The 20892-nt window shown below is 59.3% G+C and carries 16 protein-coding genes; 1 reads left to right on the top strand and 15 read right to left on the bottom strand.

The window, feature by feature from the left end:
* Nucleotides 1-33: 33 nt before the first annotated feature.
* From IDH41_RS07605 to ftsE, 5 genes are all read right to left on the bottom strand, one after another.
* Nucleotides 34-1344 (bottom strand): PDZ domain-containing protein, encoded by a 1311-nt coding sequence (locus IDH41_RS07605; protein ID WP_223829523.1) that lies wholly within the window; start codon nucleotides 1342-1344, stop codon nucleotides 34-36.
* A 95-nt stretch (nucleotides 1345-1439) separates the two neighbouring features.
* Entirely contained in the window at nucleotides 1440-2897 is a 1458-nt protein-coding gene (locus IDH41_RS07600; protein WP_317890699.1) for a S41 family peptidase, read from the bottom strand.
* A gap of 177 nt (nucleotides 2898-3074) precedes the next feature.
* Nucleotides 3075-4334, bottom strand: coding sequence for a murein hydrolase activator EnvC family protein (locus tag IDH41_RS07595; protein ID WP_317890698.1), 1260 nt, complete (start codon nucleotides 4332-4334; stop codon nucleotides 3075-3077).
* Nucleotides 4335-4346: 12 nt separating this feature from the next.
* A complete protein-coding gene (ftsX, locus tag IDH41_RS07590; protein ID WP_190859724.1) occupies nucleotides 4347-5264 on the bottom strand; it encodes a permease-like cell division protein FtsX in 918 nt (305 codons plus the stop codon).
* A complete protein-coding gene (gene ftsE, locus IDH41_RS07585; RefSeq protein ID WP_190859722.1) occupies nucleotides 5254-5940 on the bottom strand; it encodes a cell division ATP-binding protein FtsE in 687 nt (228 codons plus the stop codon). Before ftsE ends, ftsX begins: the two co-directional genes overlap by 11 nt.
* Before the next feature lie 287 nt (nucleotides 5941-6227).
* On the opposite strand from ftsE, the gene IDH41_RS07580 reads away from it, so the two are divergent.
* On the top strand, nucleotides 6228-7583 hold the full coding sequence (locus IDH41_RS07580) for a VanW family protein (RefSeq protein ID WP_317890697.1): 1356 nt from the start codon (nucleotides 6228-6230) through the stop codon (nucleotides 7581-7583).
* A gap of 85 nt (nucleotides 7584-7668) precedes the next feature.
* Here IDH41_RS07580 and argH read toward each other — a convergent pair whose 3' ends face one another.
* From argH to secA, 10 genes are all read right to left on the bottom strand, one after another.
* The gene (gene argH, locus IDH41_RS07575; protein ID WP_190859720.1) at nucleotides 7669-9084 is read right to left on the bottom strand and encodes an argininosuccinate lyase; all 1416 of its coding nucleotides are present in this window, start codon (nucleotides 9082-9084) and stop codon (nucleotides 7669-7671) included.
* A 26-nt stretch (nucleotides 9085-9110) separates the two neighbouring features.
* On the bottom strand, nucleotides 9111-10340 hold the full coding sequence (locus IDH41_RS07570) for an argininosuccinate synthase (RefSeq protein WP_190859718.1): 1230 nt from the start codon (nucleotides 10338-10340) through the stop codon (nucleotides 9111-9113).
* Between the two features lie 48 nt (nucleotides 10341-10388).
* Entirely contained in the window at nucleotides 10389-11348 is a 960-nt protein-coding gene (gene argF, locus IDH41_RS07565; RefSeq protein WP_190859716.1) for an ornithine carbamoyltransferase, read from the bottom strand.
* Nucleotides 11349-11395: 47 nt separating this feature from the next.
* The gene (locus tag IDH41_RS07560; RefSeq protein WP_190859714.1) at nucleotides 11396-12586 is read right to left on the bottom strand and encodes an acetylornithine transaminase; all 1191 of its coding nucleotides are present in this window, start codon (nucleotides 12584-12586) and stop codon (nucleotides 11396-11398) included.
* A gap of 6 nt (nucleotides 12587-12592) precedes the next feature.
* Complete coding sequence (gene argB, locus IDH41_RS07555) at nucleotides 12593-13378, bottom strand: acetylglutamate kinase (RefSeq protein ID WP_190859763.1); 786 nt, start codon at nucleotides 13376-13378, stop codon at nucleotides 12593-12595.
* Nucleotides 13379-13428: 50 nt separating this feature from the next.
* Nucleotides 13429-14670 (bottom strand): bifunctional ornithine acetyltransferase/N-acetylglutamate synthase, encoded by a 1242-nt coding sequence (gene argJ, locus IDH41_RS07550; RefSeq protein WP_190859713.1) that lies wholly within the window; start codon nucleotides 14668-14670, stop codon nucleotides 13429-13431.
* A 67-nt stretch (nucleotides 14671-14737) separates the two neighbouring features.
* On the bottom strand, nucleotides 14738-15787 hold the full coding sequence (argC, locus tag IDH41_RS07545; protein ID WP_223829521.1) for an N-acetyl-gamma-glutamyl-phosphate reductase: 1050 nt from the start codon (nucleotides 15785-15787) through the stop codon (nucleotides 14738-14740).
* A gap of 326 nt (nucleotides 15788-16113) precedes the next feature.
* Nucleotides 16114-16998 carry a YitT family protein gene (locus IDH41_RS07540; RefSeq protein WP_190859711.1) on the bottom strand — a complete coding sequence of 295 codons (885 nt, stop codon included), beginning with the start codon at nucleotides 16996-16998 and terminating at the stop codon, nucleotides 16114-16116.
* A gap of 106 nt (nucleotides 16999-17104) precedes the next feature.
* Nucleotides 17105-18212 (bottom strand): peptide chain release factor 2 gene (gene prfB / locus IDH41_RS07535; RefSeq protein ID WP_190859709.1). Its coding sequence is split into 2 segments (ribosomal slippage): nucleotides 17105-18139 and nucleotides 18141-18212, totalling 1107 coding nucleotides; the frame shifts between segments, so codons are not numbered across the junction.
* Nucleotides 18213-18276: 64 nt separating this feature from the next.
* Nucleotides 18277-20784: a preprotein translocase subunit SecA gene (secA, locus tag IDH41_RS07530; protein WP_190859707.1), complete on the bottom strand. Its 2508-nt coding sequence runs from the start codon at nucleotides 20782-20784 to the stop codon at nucleotides 18277-18279.
* Nucleotides 20785-20892: the final 108 nt, after the last annotated feature.

Genomic DNA, 20892 nt, shown 5'->3' with positions numbered 1-20892 from the left:
GCCCCAACCGGGCTCCGCCGCTTTCCTTTTTCTTTATACCTCGGCCCGCTCCTTGCCGGATGCCGCTGCCTGGCCGCGCCGGCTCGATACCCGCGTGCTGCGCAGCAGCCCGATGAGCGAGGCCGGGCCGGACGAAGCATAGAAGTTCGCCTGCTCGTCCGGCGCCAGAATGACGCCGAGCTGATGATGCTCCCCGGCATATCTCGCCCGCTGCGCGAATTTCAGCTCGCCTTCGTTGTTCAGCACCTCCAGCTTGCAGAAGGCCGAATTTTGGACGAGCGCCTCATACAGCTCTTCCTTCGTGCGGACGCGCACGCCGTTCACCTTCTGCACGATCTCGCCTGCCGCGAGACCCATCGCATCCGCCGGCGTTCCCGGAACGACGCCCAATATGCGCAAGCCTCTCGCGTCATGCACGTACAGCGGCGTCCGGGCCGACTCGAGATAGCGGCTGCGCCAAATCATCGCTTCGTGAAGCATGATGGAGACGAGGGCCGCTGCAGGGAGCAGCGCGGACTGCCACCAAGCGAGAACCGCGGCGGCCGCTAACGCCGCGCTGTAGATGAGCAGCCCTCGCGCGGCATGTCTCGCCTTCTCCTTCGGCAGCATCGAACGGGTCATCTCCGTAAAGCCGATAATCATCGGCAGCGCAATGACGGTCCACCCCAGCGACCCGGCCGCCGTGCCGAAGAGCGGCGTCCAAGGCAGCTCGATCGCCTGCGCTCCTTCGGCTGTAGACGGCACAAGCATGAGCAGCGGCACCGGCCAGAAGCCCTGCAGCATATAGCCGCCCACGAGCTTGCCCCTCTTCCCTTCCACAAAAAGCGGCGTCGACAGCCGATCCCCCTGCCAGCGCACAAGAAGCGCCTCCGCCAAATGGAGCAGCGCCACGAGCGCGAGAAGTCCGGCCGCGTCGATCCCTGCAAGGGAGACCGCGAGCGATCCGATCCAGTCATCCCGCTCCGCCAGCGTCGTCCACCCCAGCAGCCATTGAAGCAGCGCGATGATCCCGGCGCTATAGGCGAAGCACAAATAGCGTATGCGGACGAGCATAAGGAGCGCGGCGACCGCCCACAGCCAGATGACGGCTTGCGCGCTTAAGGCAAAGCCGAGGAATGCCCCGGCGAAGGATGCGCCGATGCCGATCGCAACGCCGGCAAGCAGCGCTTTCAAGACGAGACCGGGCCAGTGGCGGAGCTTGACGGCGAACAGCTGCCGCTCCATTCGGATTTGCCTCGTATATTGCAGGATAATAAATAAAACCGCGATATAATAAAACGGCTGGGAAACCAATTGGACGGCCGCCCGTCCCGCCAACCGCAGCACTTCCATCGTCGTCTCCAATTTTCCGATCCTCCCCGCTCGAGTCCAGGCTTGATTGCAAAAAATAAAGGCTGACCCCGGTCGGGCCAACCTTATACGTTTTCGACATGCGCGGTTTATTTCCTGCTTACGGCCTTGATCGCTTCATGCAGCTGGTTATCGTTATTTTTTTCCTGAATCCATTTAACAACCGCCTTCTCGAGCGCCTCGCCGGTTTTCCGGTCGACCAGACCGCTCACGGTCAAGCCGTGCTCGGCTTGGAACTTGCTCACGGCCTGCGCCGTCTCGGCGTCGAAATAGCCGTCCTCGCGCCCGGGCTCGTAGCCTAAGCCGCCCAGCATGATTTGCGCGCTCTTCACCTGCTCGCCGAGCATATCCTGCTTCAGCGTCTCCGACAGATTCAACCTTGCTACCGTATACAGACCCGGCGGCTTTACCTCGATATCCGGCTTGATCCCGTTCTCGTGAATCCAGTTACCGTCCGGCGTCAGCCACTTGGCTATCGTCATCTTCACGAGGCTGCCGTCGCCGAGCGCCTTATTATAGCTGACCTGTACCGTCCCTTTGCCGAAGGAGGTTTCTCCAACCAACTTGGCGCCTGCGCCTTCCTTCAGCGCTCCCGCCAATATTTCCGATGCGCTGGCGCTGCCGCCGTTGATCAGAACGGCGATCGGATACGTTTTGCTCTTCCCGCCCGACACCGTCTTCTCCCGGTTGCCTTCCCGGTCCTCCACCTGGACGATCGTTTTTCCTTTCGCCATGAACGACTCCGCGATCTCCACGACGACCGGCAGCACGCCGCCCGGGTTGTTGCGCACGTCCAGCACGAGTCCCTTCATGCCCTTCTCTTCGAGCCGGGCGAGCTCTTCCTTGAACCGTTCCGCCGTATGCAGCGAGAACTGGCGGATCTCGATAATGCCGACGCCGTCCGGCCTCAAGCTGGCGTAGACCGTCTCGACATCGATGTCGTCGCGAATGAGGACGAGCTGAATCGGCTCCGAGAAGCCAGCCCGCTGCACTTGAATTTTGGCCTTCGTCCCTTTCGGCCCACGGATCTTCGCCACCGCTTCCTGCAGATTGAGGCCGTCGAGCTTCTCGCCGTTGACGGACAGGAGCACGTCCTTGGCAAGCAAGCCCGAACGCTCGGCGGGCGAGCCCTTGATCGGCGATACGACGACGACGCGGCCGTTCTCCATCGTCACCTCCGCGCCGATGCCCGTGAACGAGCCTTCGATCGATTCCGAAAAATGCTGCGCCTCGTCCTTCTCCATATAAACGGAGTACGGATCCGACAGCGACGCCATCATGCCGCTCACCGCCCCGTCGAGAAGTTCGCCGCGGTCGACCTTTTGAAAGTACTTCGTTTCGATCAATTCGAGCACCGCGTTCAGCTTCGTCAGCTCATTGTCCCGCAGCCTGTAGCGGTCGCCTTCGGAGGCCGCCGCGGCCGTAACCGCATAGGGCGACGACTCGTCCCGTTTCAAGATCAAATCCGCGCACGTCAGCGTAACGAGCACGGAAGCGATCATCGTCAGCATGACGAACGCGAATACTGTGCGTCCTTTGAATTGCACCTTTCTACACCACCTTCTCAATCCTTACACGGTCTTCGAAATCAAGACCACCCTAGTATATGACAAGCGGCTTGCAATTATTTGCCTGATCCGGCTAATCCTGCGATTCGTCCGATTTTGAATAAGAAGGCAGCCACGCGGGCTGCCTTAGATTCGAAGCTATCGTATAAGTGCCGCTTATTTCAAATAGCCGCTCGGATTGACCGGCGTCTCGTTTTTGCGAACCTCGAAATGCAAATGCGGGCCGGTCGAGTTGCCCGTGCTGCCGACTTCGGCGATATTTTCGCCTTTCTTGACCGTATCGCCCTTCTCCACAAAAGTGCCGCCGTTGCGAATATGCGCGTAAAGCGTCCACAGACCGTTGCCGTGGTCGATGATGACGCAGTTGCCGTACGTGCTCCATACTTGCGCCACGATCACGACCCCGTCCTCGGCCGCATAGATGTCCGTTCCTTGCGGAGCCGCGAAGTCGAGGCCCGTATGCGTGTGCCGCTTGCCCGTGATCGGATGGATCCGCGTGCCGAAGCCCGAGCTGATCCGGTAGTTGTCTTTGATCGGCATGCCGAGCCTGCCTCCGGTATAGGGGTTGGCGATCCGGTTCTTCTCGGCGTTCAGCTTGGACACCTCCGAGGCGAGCTTCATCAGAAGCTCCTCCTGCTCCTTGCTGATTCCCTCCAGCTCTTCAAGCTGGTCGTCGATCTCCTCGAGCTTGGAATCCAGCTGCTGAATGTTCGCGTTGTAGCTGGCGATCATTCTCTCCTTCTCCTGCTCCTTCTTCACGAGATGATCCTGGTACTTCTCCAGTCTGGCGTACATCTCCTGAACCTCGCCGAGCTGCTTCTCCACTTCGGCCTTCTTGACGACGACGAGCTCCTTCTCTTTCTTCTGCTCCTCGAGAATTTCGCGGTCCTGCGTCAGAATCGATTGAAGGGCGTCGAACCGGTCGATAAAATCGCTGAAGCTCGTCGCGCTGAGCAAGACGTCCATATACGACACGAAGCCGTTCGTGTACATGAGCCTCATCCGCGATTGCAGCAGCTTGTCTCGCTCGATGACGCGCTTCTCGGCCTGCTCCAGCTCGAGACCAGTCTGGAGCAGCTCCTCTTCCTTCGCGTCAAGCTCCGCCTGCGTTTTCGTCTTGTTGATCACGACGTTATCGATTTCCGCGAGGAGGTTGGTGATGGAAGCTTGAGCCTCCACCTTCTTCCCTTCGATATCGTGCTTCTCGCTCTCGGCGTTCGCCGCATCGTTCTTCGCGCTGTTCGCCTGATGCTGAGCGTTCGCCGCCCTGCGCTCGGCCTCTCTCATTTCCTTCTTCGCCGCTTCAAGCTGCTTCTGAATGTCCGAGAGGGATGCCGCTTCCCCGCCGGTCGGCTGAAGGATGAACGCCGACAGCATCATGACCGCGACAAACCATAACCATTTTCTCTTTTGCACGTTTTCGTCCACCTACACTTTCAAATACTTTCGTACCGAAATGGTGCTTCCCCAAATGCCGATTAACGTACCGAGTCCGATGAGAAGCGCTGCGGTCAGCAGCCCGGACTCCTCTAGGGTGACAAGCTTGATCATCATCAGCGACATTTCCATCTGCGTCAGCTTCACGAGCTGAGAATAGCCGATCAATATAAGAACCGTCGTAACGATCGAGCTTATGATGCCGATCAATGCGCCTTCGATAAAAAAAGGCCAGCGAATGAACGAGTTCGTCGCGCCTACCAGCTTCATGATGCCGATCTCGCGGCGCCTTGCGAGGATCGTCATTTTGATCGTATTGGAAATCAGGAACATCGCGGTCACGGACAGTCCGACGACGATGACGATGCCGATGTTTCGGACCGCATTCGTAACTTTGAACAGCGTCTCGACCGTGCCTTGTCCGTATTTGATTTTCGAAATGGGCTGCGTCTCGTCCGCCTTGTTGATGGCGTCGATCTGCTGCGCCGCCGCTTCGATCGATTGCGGATCGTAGACGTCGACGGTAAAGGAGTCCGGGAGCGGATTTTTTTCGTTGTCGTAGCCCTCGAGCAAATCCTCGTTTTCCTTGCCCAAGTTTTTGCGGAGCAGCTCAAGCCCCTCGGCCTTGGACACGAACGTTACTTTGCTGACCTCGGTCAGGTTGCCGATCTTGTTCTGCAGCTCCGTCATCTTGGCTTGTTCGACATTCAGCTGCAAATAGACGCGAATTTGGACCTGGCTCTCCATCTGGCCGGCCATCGAATTGACGTTCATCGCCAGCAGGAAGAATGTTCCCAATATGAAAAGCGAAATAAAAATCGAGCTCATCGACGCAAACGACATCCAGCCGTTCCGGATGATATTTTTGGCCCCTTCGCGCAGGTGCCGGAGCAGCGTGCTAAACCTCATAGCCGTACTCCCCTCTTGCCTCGTCGCGAACGATGTTGCCGTTCTCGATCGCGATGACGCGCTTGCGCATGGAGTTGACGATCTCCTTGTTATGCGTCGCCATCACGATGGTGGAGCCGCGGAAGTTAATCTCCTCGAGCAAATTCATGATTCCGACCGACGTCTCCGGATCCAGGTTGCCCGTAGGCTCGTCCGCGACGATGACGGACGGGTTGTTCACGATCGCCCGCGCGATCGAGACGCGCTGCTGCTCGCCGCCGGACAGCTGGGCCGGAAGGCTGGCATGCTTGTGCTTCAAGCCGACGAGGTCGAGCACCTCCATCGTCCGCTTCTTCATGATCCGCCGCGGCGCCTCGATGACCTCCATGGCGAAGGCGACGTTTTCATAAACCGTCAGCTTGGGCAGCAGTCTGAAATCCTGGAAAATGACGCCGATGTTCCGCCTGACGAACGGGATTTTGCGCGGCTTCAGCTTGCCGATGTTAAAGCCGTTAACCGATAATTGCCCTTTGGTGGGCACTTCCTCTCGGTAAATCAATTTCATGAACGTCGACTTGCCCGCGCCCGACGGTCCGACCAAATAGACGAATTCGTTGCGATCTATACGTACAGATACGCCTCGGAGAGCATGCGTCCCATCGGCGTAGGTCTTCCAGATGTCTTGCATTTCGATCACATTATCACATCCTGTATGTATTTCAGTAGTACTATTTCGACAGATTGCGCTGAATTCCTTCACAACCGTCTCATCTTCCTCATTTTTCACAAATCTCATAATTGACCAATTGTCGAATCCGGGTCTGCTATGGCGGGAGACAATTTATCCGCATGTGCTGCATATACATGTAAGACTGTCTCATTTGGAATGCGCCGGAAGGAGTGATCCCTATTTTAAAACGAATTCACATCGGCCTTATCGTCCTTTGTTCATTGCTCCTCGTTGCCGCCGTCGGATGGGGTTTCGTGTGGAATTACGCAAACCAGAACACCGTACCGGCAAAGGCGGAAGCGGCCGGCATCCCCATCGGGGGGATGCCGATCCTGAACGCGCTGAAGCTGCTCGAGCAATACGAGGAATCGCTGCTGCAGCGCACGATAACGATCCGCGCCTCCAAGGGGGCGGCGGACAGCAAGAGCTGGTCGGTCGCCGAGCTTGGGTACAAGGCCGAGTTCTCCGGCGTCAGGGAGGCGATCGCGAAGCTGCAGGACGGCGACTTGTGGGAACGCGCCGTTCACCGCTACAAGTTCGAAAAGTCTTTCGCGTTGGAGCAGAGCTGGAACAGCGACGTTTTCGACGCCGCCGTCCGCAAGCAATGGGGCTGGCTCGAGAACAGCGAAACGAAGAACGCCTCGCGCGCGATTACCGCGAACGACGAGGTCAGGTATGAGCCGCATGTCGATGCTTATCGACTGGATATGAAGGCGTTGTCGAAGGAGGTCGGAAAGTGGATTTTACTGGAGCGGGAGGAGATCGGCGCGGACGTGGAAGAAGCTTTCGAAGCGGAGCTGCCCGTCGCCGTCATCCACCCGGAGGTGACGCTGGAGAAGCTGAAGGACGAAGGCATCGATCGCAAAATCATCGAGTTCTCGACGGACTTCAAAACGAGTGCCGAAGGTCGTGCGCATAACGTCACGGTAACCGCCGAGGCGCTTAACGACTGGCATCTGGCGCCGGGTGAAATATTCGACTACGGCAAGCTGATCGCCCGCGCGGAAGAGCTGTACGAATACCGCGAGGCGCCGGTCATCCTGAACGGCAAGCTGGTGCCGGGCATCGGCGGCGGCATCTGCCAGGTGTCGAGCACGCTGTACAACGCGGTGCTCCGCTCGGGCCTCGAAATCGTGGAACGCCGCAACCACTCTCTCCCCGTCGCCTACCTGCCGCTCGGGCAGGACGCGACTTATGCGGGCGGGGCGATCAACTTCCGTTTCAAAAATACGACCGGCAAGCATTTGATCATCCGCACCGAAGTGAAGGACCGCGAGCTCACCGTCAAGCTGTTCGGCACGATGCCGGATAATATTCGTTACGACATCGAATCGGTCACGCTGAAGACGGTCGCGCCTGCCGTGCAGGAGAAAGTAAACGATAAGCTCTCGCCCGGCCAACGGGTGACGGTCGAGCAAGGCAAGCCGGGCTACGTCGTCGACACGTACCGCACCTTCGTGCGGGACGGCGAGGTCGTATCGCGCGAGAAGGTGTCGCACGATACGTACCGGGCGCAGCCGACGATCGTGGAGGTTGGGGCGATGAAAGGCGGGCCGGAGCCAACGCCGACGCCGGATCCTTCGGAATCTATTTTGGAGGATGGTTTGTAGGAGCGCACTCCCGCTGCCCGCAAACCAAAACAGCTCAGCCGTCAGCCGTCTCCGGCTGCTGCTGAGCTGTTTTGTTCATCCCCTATTACCTGCTGCGCTCGAGATACTCCGAGACCCAAGCGGCTGTCGCTTCGAGCGCTTGATCGGCGCGGCCGATCGCGTCTTCCACTTGCGCTTTCGCCGTGCCGCCGTAGACGTTGCGCGCGTTGACGACCTGCTCCGGCTGAAGCACCGCATAGATGCGGTCGTCGAACAGCGTCGAGAACTGCTTGAACTCGTCAAGCGTCAGGTCAAGCAGGTACTTGTTCTGCTCGATGCAGTACAGCACCGTCTTGCCGATCACCTCGTGCGCCTGGCGGAACGGAAGCCCCTTGTTCACGAGGAAGTCGGCGATATCCGTCGCATTCGAGAAGTCCTGGTTCACCGCTTGGCGCATTTGCTCCTTGTTCACCTTCATCGTCGCGATCATCGGCGCGAACAGCTGAAGCGCGCCCTGCAGCGTCTTCACCGTATCGAACATGCCTTCCTTGTCCTCCTGCATGTCCTTGTTGTACGCAAGCGGCAGCGACTTCAATACGGTCAAGAGGCCGACGAGGTTGCCGTAGACGCGGCCGGTTTTGCCGCGGACAAGCTCGGGCACGTCCGGATTTTTCTTCTGCGGCATAATGCTGCTGCCCGTGCAGAACGCGTCGTCCAGCTCCACGAAGCGGAACTCCGTGCTCGACCATAGAATAAGCTCCTCGCTGAGGCGCGAGAGGTGCATCATGATGATCGAAGCATGCGACAGGAACTCAAGAATAAAATCGCGGTCGCTCACCGCGTCCAGGCTGTTCTCGTACACGCGGTCGAACTTCAGCTGGCTCGCGACGAAGTGGCGGTCGATCGGGAACGTCGTCCCGGCGAGCGCGCCCGCGCCGAGCGGCAGCACGTTGATCCGCTTGTAGCTGTCCTGCAGCCGCTCGATATCGCGTCCGAACATCGAGACGTACGCCATCAGATGATGGGCGAACAGGATCGGCTGCGCCCGCTGCAGATGCGTATAGCCCGGAACGATCGTGTCGACGTTCGCCTTGGCCTGCTCCACGAGCGCCGCTTGCAGCTTGTGCAGCATGTCGACGAATTCGACGACGCGCTTGCGAAGCCACAAGTGCATATCCGTCGCGACCTGGTCGTTGCGGCTGCGGCCCGTGTGCAGCTTGCCGCCGACGGAGCCGACGTCGTCGATCAGCGTTTTCTCGATATTCATGTGAATATCCTCATCGCCGATCGAGAACTCGATGTCGTCCCGCTTAATGCGCTGCAGGACGCGATGCAGGCCGTCCTTGATTTTCTCGACGTCGCCCTCCGGCAGAATGCCCTGCTTGCCGAGCATCGTCACATGCGCCAGGCTGCCTTGGATATCCTCCTCGGCCAGCTCTTTGTCGAACATAATCGACGCCGTATATTCCTCAACCAATTGGTCCGTTTTCTTCGTGAAACGTCCGCCCCATAATTTGCTCACTGATTCGATACACCCCTTCGTCAAGCTTACTTGTTCGTCACTGCGGAGGACACCTTAAGACGCAATGCGTTCAGGCGGATAAAGCCGGTAGCGTCGCCTTGGTCGTACGCTTGCGAAGGATCCGCTTCCATCGTCGCGATGTCGGGATTGTACAGGCTGACCGGGCTTTGCACGCCCGCGCCGATGACATTGCCCTTGTACAGCTTGAGACGAACGACACCGCTGACATTCTTCTGCGACTCGGTAACGAGCGCCTGAAGCGCGAGACGCTCCGGCGCGAACCAGAAGCCGTTATAAACCAGCTGGCTGTATTTGGCGATTAACGAATCGCGAAGATGCATAACCTCGCGGTCCATCGTCAGCGATTCCATTTTGCGATGGGCGGTGAACAGGATCGTGCCGCCCGGCGTCTCGTACACGCCGCGGCTCTTCATGCCGACGAAGCGGTTCTCGACCATGTCGACGCGTCCGATGCCGTGCTTGCCGCCAAGCTCGTTCAGCGTCTCCATTACTTCGAGCGGGCTTAGCGCCTTGCCGTTGATCGCCGTACAGTTGCCCGCTTCGAACGTCAGCTCCACGTATTCCGACTTGTCCGGCGCTCTCTCCGGGGATACGCTCAGCACGTACATGTCCTCGTTCTCCTCGGCGCTCGGATCGAACCAAGGATCCTCCAGCATGCCGCTCTCGAAGCTGATGTGCAGCAGGTTTCGATCGGTCGAATACGGCTTCGCCGCGGATGCCGTCACCGGAATGCCGTGCTTCTCCGCGTAGGCGATCATCTCCGCGCGGCCCGGGAACTGCTCGCGGAACGCTTCAAGGCGCCAAGGCGCGATCACGCCGATCTCCGGCGCCAGGGCGGCGGCCGTCAGCTCGAAGCGTACCTGGTCGTTGCCTTTGCCCGTTGCGCCGTGAGCGATCGCCGTCGCGCCTTCCGCGCGGGCGATGTCGACCATGCGCTTCGCGATCAGCGGGCGGGCGATCGAGGTGCCGAGCAGGTATTGGCCTTCGTACAGCGTGCCCGCCTGGAACATCGGGTAGATGAAATCCTTCGCGAACTCGTCGCGCAGGTCATCGATGTAAACCTTCGAAGCGCCGGTAGCGAGAGCCTTCGCTTCCAATCCGTCAAGCTCGTCCTTCTGGCCGATATCCGCCGTGAACGCGATGATTTCCGCGTCGTACGTTTCTTTCAGCCATTTGAGGATAACCGATGTATCCAGGCCGCCGGAGTAGGCCAGCACGATTTTTTCTTTTGCCATAATAATCGATAACTTCCCTTCGAATGAATTTAGGATGGAGAAGCCGGATTAGGACATAATCGCGGCCATGATCGCTTTTTGCGCATGAAGACGGTTCTCGGCCTGGTCAAAAATGATCGAGCTGTCGCCGTCGATAACCCCTTCGCTCACTTCTTCGCCGCGGTGCGCAGGCAGGCAGTGCATGAACAAATAATCCTTCTTCGCGTATTTCGTCAGCTCTTCGTTCACCTGGTAAGCGGCAAAAGCGATCTCGCGCTCCTTCTGCTCCGTTTCCTGTCCCATGCTCGCCCACACGTCCGTGTAGACGATATCGGCGTCCGCGATCGCTTCCTTCGGATCGCGGCAAATTTGAATGCGCGAACCCGTCTCCTCCGCGTTGTCCATCGTCTGCTTCACGATGTCGGAATCCGGCTCGTAGCCTTCCGGCGTCGCGACGGACATATGCATGCCGAGCTTGGCCGCGCCCATCATGAGCGAATGCACGACGTTGTTGCCGTCGCCGATGTAGGCGATTTTCAGCCCTTCCAGGCGGCCTTTGTGCTCCAGCACCGTCTGATAATCGGCAAGCGCCTGGCATGGATGGGACAGGTCGGTCAAGCCGTTAATGACCGGAATCGTCGCGCCGCGCGCCAGCTCGACGACCTTGCGGTGCTCGAACGTGCGGATCATGATACCGTCGAGGTAACGCGACAGCACCTGCGCCGTATCCCAGATCGGCTCGCCGCGCCCGATTTGCAGATCGCTCCCGCTCAAGAACAGCCCTTGCCCGCCGAGCTGGTAGATCCCCACCTCGAACGAGACGCGGGTGCGCGTGGACGATTTTTCGAAAATCATGCCGAGCGTTTTGTTTTTGAGCAGCTGATGCGGCTCGCCCGCCTTCTGCTTCTTCTTCAAATCGATCGCCAGATCGATCAGGTAGCGGATTTCCTCCGGCGTAAAATCAACCAGCATGAGAAAATCGCGCCCTTTCAAGCTAAGCGCCAGTTCCTCGTTCAATGTTCCTTGCATGAGGTGCCCTCCTTCAGGGGTAATGCTCTATTTAGAGCGTTCGGCCGCTACGCTTCCAGCAATTCCGCCAAAATCGCGACGGCCGTATCGATTTCTTCGTTCGTGACAAGCAAATTCGGCAGCAGTCGGATCACGTTCGGCCCCGCCGAGATGGCAAGCAAACCGCGCTCCTGCGCCTTGTTCAAAATATCCGCGATCGGCTCGGCGCACTCGATGCCGACGAGCAGACCTAAGCCCCGCACTTCTTTCACGAATGCGTTGCCGGCCAGCTTCCCGCGCAGCTGCGCGATCAGGTAATCGCCCTGCCTCGCGGCTCGCTCCGGCAACCCGTCGCCTACGATCGCCTCGAGCGTCGCCTTCACGACCGCCGTCGCGATCGGCGTGCCGCCGAACGTCGAGCCGTGGGTGCCGGCCGTAAAGCCGTCGCGCAGCTTCTCCTTCGCCGCCATGGCGCCGACCGGGAAGCCGCTGCCGAGCCCCTTTGCCATCGTGAAGATATCCGGCTCGATGCCGTAATGCTCGTAAGCGAACAGCTTGCCGGTGCGGCCCATGCCCGTCTGAATCTCGTCGACGATGAGCAGGATGCCTTCACGCTCGCAAAGCGCAGCAAGCTCTTTCATGTAAGCCGCGTCGACCGGATGGATGCCCCCTTCGGCCTGAACCATCTCCAGCATGACGGCCGCCGTCTTGTCGCTCACGGCCGCCCGAAGCGCCGCAAGATCGTTCAGAGGAATCGTCTTGAAGCCTTCCGGCAGCGGCGCGAACCCTTCCTTCACCTTCGCCTGGCCCGTCGCCGTCAGCGTAGCCAGCGTGCGTCCGTGGAACGACTGCTCGAACGTAATGATCTCGCAGCGCCCGTTGTTCAGCACATTCTGGTTGTAGCGCCGCGCCAGCTTGATCGCCGCTTCGTTCGCCTCGGCGCCGGAGTTGCAGAAAAACACCGCGTCCGCGCAGCTGTTATCCGTAATGAGCTTCGCCGCTTCCGCCTGATTCGGGATTTGAAACAGGTTGGATACGTGCCACAGCTCATCCAGCTGCTTGATCAAAGCCTCTTTGATCCGCTTCGGCGCGTGGCCGAGGTTCGTTACGGCGATGCCGCTCATGAAATCGAGGTATTTGTTCCCCTTGTCGTCCCAAAGCCAGCTTCCTTCGCCCTTGACCAGGGCGAGCGGATATCTTGCGTATGTAGGAAATAAGGAATGCGATGCTGTCTCTAACGCCGTTTGCGTCTCGCTCACCTTTTGTTACACCTGCCCTTCGTTCGTTTGCACGATCCGCGTGCCTACGCCGCCTTCGCGGACCGCCTTCGTCAAGACGCCCGGCTCCTCGCCGCTCACGATCACGACCTCGCGCACGCGCCCTTGAATGCACTGAATCGCCGCGCGCACCTTCGGAATCATGCCGCCGTAAATTTCGCCGCTTGCGATCATCTCTTCGATCTCCGCCACCGTGACGACCGGCAGCACCCGCTTCTCGCCGTCCACCGTCTTTAGAATGCCCGGAACGTCGGTCACGACAATCATCCGCTCCACGCCGAGATGCGACGCGACCGCGCCCGCGGCCGTATCGGCGTTAATGTTGTAACGCTGGCCCTCGCCGTCGATGCCGATCGGAGCAATAACCGGAATGTAGCCCATTCCCATCACGCCTTCGATGATCGCCGCGTTCACGTTCGTCACGTCGCCGACAAAGCCGATCTCCGCCGCGTTCGCGACCGGACGCGCTTCGATCAGCAGACCGTCCACGCCCGAAAGGCCGAGCGCCTTTGCGCCGTTCGTTTGAATTTTGCGCACGATTTCCTTGTTGATGCGTCCGGCCAGCACCATCTCCACCACGTCGAGCACCGCGTCGTTCGTCTTGCGCAGGCCGTTCACGAATTCCGTCTCGATGCCGAGCTTGCCGAGCGTCTCCGAAATCGCCGGTCCGCCGCCGTGCACGATCACCGGGCGGACGTCCGCCAGCTGCAGCAAGCGCAGCTCGTCAAAAAAACCGTCCGGAAGCGCCGCAAGCGTGCTTCCTCCGCATTTCATCACAAACCGTTGTTCCGTCACCGTCTCATACCCTCCAGCGCTCACTTTGCTTATGTGCGATAGGCCGCGTTGATGCGGACATAATCATAGGTTAAATCACAGCCCCAAGCCGTCGCCTGGCCGTCGCCGCCATGAAGGTCCACGCGAATGACGACCGTGTCGCCCTTCAAGTACTCCAAAGCGATCTCCTCGTCGAATGCGACCGGACGGGACTGCTCCAACGTCAAAATATCGCCGAGACGGATATCGACCGTCTCCGGATTGACGGGCTGGCCCGCGCGGCCGACCGCCGCGATGATGCGGCCCCAGTTCGCGTCCGCGCCGAACACGGCCGACTTCACGAGCGATGAGCCGATGACCGTCTTCGCGATCGCCTGCGCCGAATCGTCGCTGACCGCTCCGCTCACCCGAACCTCGACCAGCTTCGTCGCGCCTTCGCCGTCGCGCGCGATCGCCTTCGCCAGCACCTCGCAGACGTGGCGGAGCGCCGCCGCGAACGCCGCCCAGCCTTCGTGCTGCGGCGTAAGCTCGTCGTTACCGGCAAGGCCGCTCGCCATCGCCACGAGCATGTCGTTCGTGCTCGTGTCGCCATCGACCGTAATCATATTGAACGTCAGGTCCGTCGCCTGACGCAGCAGTCCTTGCAGCGCCTCGCTGCCGATCGCGGCGTCCGTCGTGACAAAGCCGAGCATCGTCGCCATGTTCGGATGAATCATGCCCGAACCTTTAGCGGCCCCCGCCACGTACACGCGCTTGCCGTCCAGCTCAAGCTCGACGCACACCATCTTTTGCACGAGGTCCGTCGTCAGGATCGCTTGGCAGAAGTCGTCCGCCCCTGCGCGGTCGCCTGCCAGGCGGACGGGCAGCTCGTCGATGCCGCCGCGCACTTTGTCCATCTTCAGCAGCTCGCCGATGACGCCCGTCGAAGCGACAGCCACATGCTCGGCCGGCACGCCGATCGATTCGGCAAAGCGCGCGCGCATCTCGTACGCGTCATCTTCGCCCTGCTTGCCCGTGCAGGCATTCGCGTTGCCGCTGTTCACGAGCACCGCGCGCAGCTTGCCGCTCGCCCCGATGCTCTCCCGCGTCACCGCAAGCGGCGCCGCCTGGAACACGTTCGTCGTGTATACGCCCGCCGCCGAAGCGGACACCTCGCAGACGATCGCGCCCAGATCGTGGCGCGTCGTTTTTTTCAAACCGCAGTGCAGCCCGCCGGCCTTAAAGCCTTTGGGCGTCGTAATCGAGCCGTCCGCGACGACCGAGAACGGACTTGCCGAGTTGTCCTGTCCCATCGTAAAATCGTTTCTCCTTCGCATGTATGAGTGAAAAGAAAGAGTGCGTTAACTGCTTCGATGCCGATTACGGATAAGCCGGCACGAACTGCAGGCCGAGCGTCTCGTCCCAGCCCATCATCAAATTCAAATTCTGAATCGCTTGGCCGGCCGCGCCTTTGACCAAATTGTCGATGACCGATACGATCGTCACGCGTCCCGTGCGCTTATCGACGGCAAAGCCGATGTCGCAGTAGTTGGAGCCCCACACTTCCTTCGTGGACGGCCACTGGCCTTCCGGACGGATGCGCACGAACGGACGGCCTTCGTAGTAGGATTTGTACAAATCGATAAAATCCTGCGCGCTCCGCTCGCCCTGCACGCTTGCGTACATTGTGGACATAATGCCGCGCGTCATCGGGACGAGATGCGTCGAGAACGTCGCGACGACCGGCCTTGCGGCCATATCCGACAGCACCATCTCGATCTCCGGAATATGCTGATGCTGATTCAGCTTGTAAGCGCGGAAGTTCTCGTTGAGCTCCGAGTAATGGGTACCGAGCGAAGCGCCTCGTCCCGCGCCGGAGACGCCGGACTTCGCGTCGATAATAATCGTCGAAGGATCGATCCAGCCTTCCTTCACCGCGGGCACGAGGCCGAGCAGCGTCGCCGTCGGATAGCAGCCCGGATTGGAAATGAACGGCGCGTCCTGTACGCTGTCCCCGTACACTTCGGGAAGCCCGAATACCGCCCGCTTCAAATACGCCTCGTCGGCCGCTTCCTTCTTGTACCACTCTTTGTAGAGGTCGGGCGACTTCAGCCGGAAATCACCGGACAAATCGATGATCTTAAGGCCGGCCTCGAGCAGCTGCGGGACAAGCTTCGAAGCAACGCCCGGAGGCGTAGCCAGGAACACGACGTCCGCCTTCGCTTTGATCGCCGCCGGATCGACGTCGTCGAGCAGTTCCTCCCGAATGCCGGTCAAATGCGGATAGCCTTCCGTAATCGACGTTCCCGCGCTTGACGACGAGATGACCGACGTCACCTCGGCAAGCGGATGGGACGCCAGCAATCGAATCAACTCTACGCCGCCGTAGCCGGTAGAGCCGACGATCGCGACTTTCACCTTTGCACTCATGGTTATCTCTCCCCCGAAAACTGGACGCCGCATGCCGAATCGCCCCCTAGACAAGGGGCGCTCGCGGCTCCATCTATTGGTCTTTCCGCTCACGGAAAGGTTGTCTTCTACTTCAACTTTTTATTTTACAACATTCGGCAGTTGATGGAAACACGCATCGTGTTCCGTATTATTATACAATCGTATTCATAATAATACAACGCACTTTTAAGGGGAATTCCATATGCGAAATTTTGACAAAACGGCCCGTCCCGAACGTAAAAAAAGGCCCAAAGCCCGCTCCCGCGAGCCCTGAACCGTCTTGAACCTCCCCGAGTCTTCAACCGTCACTGCTCCAGCTTGAACCCTTGCCCGAGCACCTCGGCCGTATTGCTAATGATGACGAACGCTCCCGGATCGATCGCCCGAACGAGCTGCTTCAGCTTCGGCACCTCGTTCTGGCCTACGACGACCATCAGCACCGTCCTTCCCGCTCCGGTGTAGCCGCCGTGGCCGTCGAGCTTCGTTAAGCCCCGGTCCAGATCATTAAGTATGGCGCCAGCGACCGCGTCGGCCTGATCGCTGATAATGAAGGCGACCTTCGAAAGCTGCAGGCCGGTCTGCACGAAGTCGATCGTCTTGCTCGTCACGAACAGGCCGATCAGCGCGTAGAGCGCGATTTCGGGCGAGATGACGATGCCCGCGGCCGCGATGACGCATCCGTCGAAGCAGACGATCGCGAGGCTGAGCGGAAGCCCCGTGTACCGATGCAAGATTTGCGCGGCCAAGTCCAGCCCGCCCGTCGAAGCGCCGCCTCGAAACACCAAGCCGAGACCGAGGCCGATCCCGATCCCGCCGTAAATGGCGGCAAGCAATGGATTTTCCGTCGGCGACGGCCATCCGTCGGTCAGCAGCACGAACAAGGGCAGCACGATCGAGCCGAGCGCCGTCTTCAGCGCGAAGCGCTTGCCGAGCAGCCATAAGCCCGCCAGAAACAGCGGAATGTTGATCGCCCACTGCGTGATGGCCGGCGTCACCCCGAACATGCGCTGCACGAGAATGGACACGCCCGACACGCCGCCGGAGGCGATCCCGTTCGGCACCATGAACATGTTGAAGCTGATCGCCACGATGACCGAACCGACGATCAGCCAGATGACGCTCCACGCCGTTTGCGTCCGCGGACTGAGGCTCCTCCCGCCCTTCCTTCGTTTGCCGCTGCCTTCCTTCATGCCATCAGTCTCCTTGGACGCTCAATTTCGCAAAAAGAAGAGCCCCTCACCGTTTGCCCGTGTCGGAACTCTTCCCCATTGTTATTCTATTTCATGTCTTAACGCGCTAGTCGTGCCGAATTTGGCTGCGCAGGTAACCGTCGATGAACATATCCAGATCCCCGTCCATGACGGCGCCGACGTTGCCCGTCTCCACCGACGTGCGATGATCCTTGACCATGCTGTACGGATGGAAGACGTAGGAGCGAATCTGGCTGCCCCAGGCAATATCCGATTGCTCGCCGCGAATTTCCGCCAGTTCCTTCATCTGCTCCTCGATCTTGCGCTCATACAGCTTGGAGCGGAGCATGTTCATCGCGCGCTCGCGGTTCTGGATCTGCGAGCGCTCCTGCTGGCAAGCGACGACAATGCCCGTCGGAATGTGCGTAATCCGGATGGCCGACTCCGTCTTGTTGACGTGCTGGCCGCCCGCTCCGCTCGCACGGTACGTATCGATCTTCAAATCCTCGCTGCGGATTTCGATCTCGATGCTGTCGTCGATCTCGGGCACGACGTCGAGCGAGGCGAAGGACGTGTGGCGGCGTCCGGCCGAATCGAACGGCGAGATGCGGACGAGCCGGTGCACGCCCTTCTCCGCCTTCAAATACCCGTAGGCGTTGTAGCCTTTGACGAGCAACGTCACGCTCTTGATGCCCGCCTCGTCGCCCGGCTGGTAATCGAGCAGCTCGACCTTGAAGCCGCGCTTCTCCGCCCAGCGGGTGTACATCCGGTAGAGCATCGAGCCCCAATCCTGGGACTCCGTGCCGCCCGCGCCCGGATGAAGCTCGACAATCGCGTTCAGCTTGTCGTACGGCTGATTGAGCAGCAGCTGCAGTTCGAACTCGCCAAGCTTCACGAGAAGAGCCTGCACGCCGGCTACGACGTCCGCCTCCAGCGACTCGTCGCCTTCCTCCTCCGCAAGCTCGAGCATCATTTGCAGATCCTCCTGCTCGCCGTTCAGCTTGCCGTACTGCTCGACGACCGACTTGACCGCGTTCAGCTCGGAGATGACGCTCTGCGCCTTCTCGTTGTCGTCCCAGAAATCGGGCATCGTCATTTTTTCTTCAAAGTTGGCAATGATCTCCTGTTTGAGATCTAAGTCAAAGAGACCCCCTAAGTTCTTGGAGCCGCCCCGCCATTTCGCGCAGGTCTTGTTTCACCGTAATGTCTATCATAGCGTCCGCTTCACCTCAAAATAAATGTTCATTCCACCGTATGCCGCAGCCGCGGAAGCCGTTCTTACTTCCCGTGGCACTGCTTATACTTCTTGCCGCTGCCGCAAGGGCATGCGTCGTTGCGGCCGACGCGCTCTTCGCGCTTCACGGGGCGTTTCTCCTGCGCCTCGCCGCCGCCGCTCGTCGTCGACGTCTGGCCTTTGGCAACCTCTTGGCGCTCCAGGTTGTTCTCCACGCGAGCCTTCATGATATACTTCGCGACTTCTTCCTGGATATGCTCGATCATTTCCTTGAACATCTCGAAGCCTTCGAATTGGTATTCGCGAAGCGGATCCGTACCGCCGTACGCCCGCAGATGGATGCCTTGGCGCAGCTGATCCATCGCGTCGATATGATCCATCCACTTGCTGTCTACCGCGCGCAGGACGACGACCTTCTCGAACTCGCGCATCGTCTCCGCGCCGAGCTGCTCTTCCTTCACGTCGTAGGCGGCGACGACCTTGTTGAAGATATACTCCACGATATCTTCCTTCTCTTTGCGTTCGATCTCTCCCACGGTCAGCGAGCCTTCCTCCAGGAACGTCGCGTTCGCGTAGTCGACGATCGCCTGCAGATCCCATTCTTCCGGAATATCCTCGGCGCAGTGCGCTTCCACGATGCGCTCGATGACCGGCTTGATCATGTCCATGACCTCCTGGCGGATGTTCTCGGAGCCAAGGATGTCGCGGCGCTGCTTGTAAATGACTTCGCGCTGCTGGTTCATGACGTCGTCGTACTGCAGGACGACCTTCCGGACGTCGAAGTTATTGCCTTCGACGCGCTTCTGCGCGGACTCGATCGCCCGCGAAATCATGCGGCTCTCGATCGGCTGGTCGTCGTCAAGGCCGAGGCGGTCCATCATGCCCATAATGTTCTCGGAGCCGAAGCGGCGCATCAGCTCGTCTTCCAGCGACAAATAAAATTGCGACGAGCCCGGGTCGCCTTGACGGCCTGCGCGTCCGCGCAGCTGGTTATCGATCCGGCGGCTCTCATGCCGCTCCGTGCCGACAATATGCAGGCCGCCGAGATCCGCCACTCCATCGCCCAGCAGAATGTCCGTACCGCGGCCGGCCATGTTCGTCGCGATCGTCACGGCTCCCGCCTGACCGGCGCGCGAGATGATCTCCGCTTCCTCGGCGTGGAACTTCGCGTTCAGCACCTTGTGCGAAATGCCTTTGCGCATCAGCATATCGGAAAGCTTCTCCGAATTTTCGATCGAGATCGTGCCGACGAGCACAGGCTGATTCTTGGCGTGTCGCTGCACGATTTCCTCCACGACCGCTTTGAACTTGCCGTTCTCCGTCTTGTAGACGACATCCGCGATGTCCTTCCTGATCATCGTGCGGTTCGTCGGCACCTGAATGACTTCAAGTCCGTAGATGCGCTTGAACTCTTCTTCCTCCGTCTTCGCCGTACCGGTCATGCCGGCCAGCTTGCGGTACATCCGGAAGTAGTTCTGGAACGTGATCGTCGCGAGCGTCATGCTCTCGTTCTGAACCTTCAGCTGCTCCTTCGCTTCGATCGCTTGGTGCAAGCCGTCGCTGTACCGGCGGCCCGCCATGAGGCGGCCCGTAAATTCGTCGACGATGACGACTTCATCTTCCTGCACCACGTAGTCGACGTCGCGCTTCATGATGAAATTAGCCTTCAGCGCCTGTTGAATATGATGATTCAGCAGCACGTTGGCATGGTCGAACAGGTTCTCGATATGGAACGCCTTCTCCGCCTTCTCGACGCCCGCTTCCGTCAGCATGACGCTCTTCACCTTAATGTCGATCGTGAAATCTTCTTCCTCTTTCAACTTGCCGACGAAACGATCCGCCGCAAAATAAAGCTCCGTCGACTTGGCGGCCTGTCCGGAAATAATGAGCGGGGTCCGCGCTTCGTCGACAAGAATGGAGTCCACCTCGTCAATAATCGCATAATACAGCGGGCGCTGAACCATTTGTTCCTTGTAAAGCACCATGTTGTCGCGCAAGTAATCGAAGCCGAACTCGTTATTCGTACCATAGGTGATGTCGCATGCGTAAGCCGCTTGCTTCTCGTCATGCGACAAGCCGTGCAGGTTGCAACCGACGGTCAGGCCGAGAAATTCGTAGACCTTCCCCATGATCTCGCTATCGCGCTGGGCCAAATAGCCATTAACCGTTACGACGTGAACGCCTTTGCCGAGCAGCGCGTTCAAGTAGACCGGCAGCGTACCGACGAGCGTTTTCCCTTCGCCCGTTCGCATCTCCGCGATTTTGCCCTCGTGCAGCGCCATGCCGCCCATCAGCTGCACGTCGAAATGACGCATGCCAAGCGTCCGCTTGGATGCTTCGCGCACCGTCGCGAAAGCATCCGGAAGCAGCTGGTCAAGCGTCTCTCCCTTTTCGAGCCTTGCTTTGAACTCTTCGGTCTTCGCGCGAAGCGCCTCGTCGGACAGACCCGTGAATTTCGATTCCATCGCATTTATTTCATCTACCGTTCGCTGGAGCCGTTTTACTTCGCGCTCGTTTTGATCGCCAAAAATTTTCTTAACTAGTCCGAGCATGGAATTCCCCTTTCGTCATTACGCCTCTTTGCCTTAAATTGTATCAGTTTGTCGACACCGCCGCAACGAGAGGTGTTGGAAATGAAAAAGCCTCTTCTCCCTTATGGA

Source organism: Paenibacillus arenilitoris (genome assembly GCF_014705655.1).
Taxonomy (GTDB): Bacteria; Bacillota; Bacilli; order Paenibacillales; family Paenibacillaceae; genus Pristimantibacillus; species Pristimantibacillus arenilitoris.
The sequence above is the reverse complement of the archived record's forward strand: the minus strand, read 5'-3'. Positions and strand labels throughout refer to the sequence as shown.

What these genes read in the sequence shown, in the direction of transcription:
- IDH41_RS07570 (WP_190859718.1), bottom strand. Translation starts at nt 10,340, where the DNA reads ATGGCAAAAGAAAAAATCGTGCTGGCCTACTCCGGCGGCCTGGATACA.
- IDH41_RS07540 (WP_190859711.1), bottom strand. Translation starts at nt 16,998, where the DNA reads ATGAAGGAAGGCAGCGGCAAACGAAGGAAGGGCGGGAGGAGCCTCAGT.
- secA (WP_190859707.1), bottom strand. Translation starts at nt 20,784, where the DNA reads ATGCTCGGACTAGTTAAGAAAATTTTTGGCGATCAAAACGAGCGCGAA.
- argF (WP_190859716.1), bottom strand. Translation starts at nt 11,348, where the DNA reads ATGCAAGGAACATTGAACGAGGAACTGGCGCTTAGCTTGAAAGGGCGC.
- argB (WP_190859763.1), bottom strand. Translation starts at nt 13,378, where the DNA reads ATGAAATGCGGAGGAAGCACGCTTGCGGCGCTTCCGGACGGTTTTTTT.
- argJ (WP_190859713.1), bottom strand. Translation starts at nt 14,670, where the DNA reads ATGGGACAGGACAACTCGGCAAGTCCGTTCTCGGTCGTCGCGGACGGC.
- ftsX (WP_190859724.1), bottom strand. Translation starts at nt 5,264, where the DNA reads ATGAGGTTTAGCACGCTGCTCCGGCACCTGCGCGAAGGGGCCAAAAAT.
- argC (WP_223829521.1), bottom strand. Translation starts at nt 15,787, where the DNA reads ATGAGTGCAAAGGTGAAAGTCGCGATCGTCGGCTCTACCGGCTACGGC.